This window comes from Oleiphilus sp. HI0080, assembly GCF_001635135.1.
In genome coordinates this window covers 1-463 of sequence record NZ_LWFU01000125.1, presented here as the reverse complement: position 1 = coordinate 463, position 463 = coordinate 1, and the positions used below count along the sequence as shown (strand labels likewise).

Here is a 463-nt window from a genome sequence, read left to right as displayed (position 1 = left end):
CAGTCTATGGCCTTAGCAACCATTCGCGGATGATCTTCTTCCAAGGCGCTCAGATCAACGTCCTCGGTTTTTGGAAGCAAGTTACCCTTGCCATCATAAAAAATCCGTATCGATGGCTGGGCTGGGGCACTCCTGTGACACTCAGTGACAATCGCTTTTTCTCCAGATTTCAATTGAAGCGCAGAACTGATGGGGTAGACACCCATCAAGGTAATCAAACTTTGCACGACGCGAACATCGATCTTCCCGTCCTGCGCATCCTTGTAGAGCTCGCGTAACGCCGATTTTGGGATCATCCCAGAGCAATCGAGCAACTGATGGACAAGTTCGTCATAACGATCCGCAACCACCAGAATCGACCAGAGCAAGTTGTCTTGCATGACTTTTCCCGTCGGATAACCCGAGCCATCCAAGCATTCGTGATGCAGGCCGACAAGACTCTTTATTTGATCGGTCACCCCTT

1 protein-coding gene is annotated in these 463 nt (G+C 50.1%); it reads right to left on the bottom strand.

Features of this window, described 5'->3' with window-relative positions; all coding sequences use genetic code 11:
• Nucleotides 1-463, bottom strand: a 463-nt coding sequence (locus tag A3751_RS22450) for an HD domain-containing phosphohydrolase (protein WP_369821218.1), incomplete at both ends; no start/stop codon positions are given.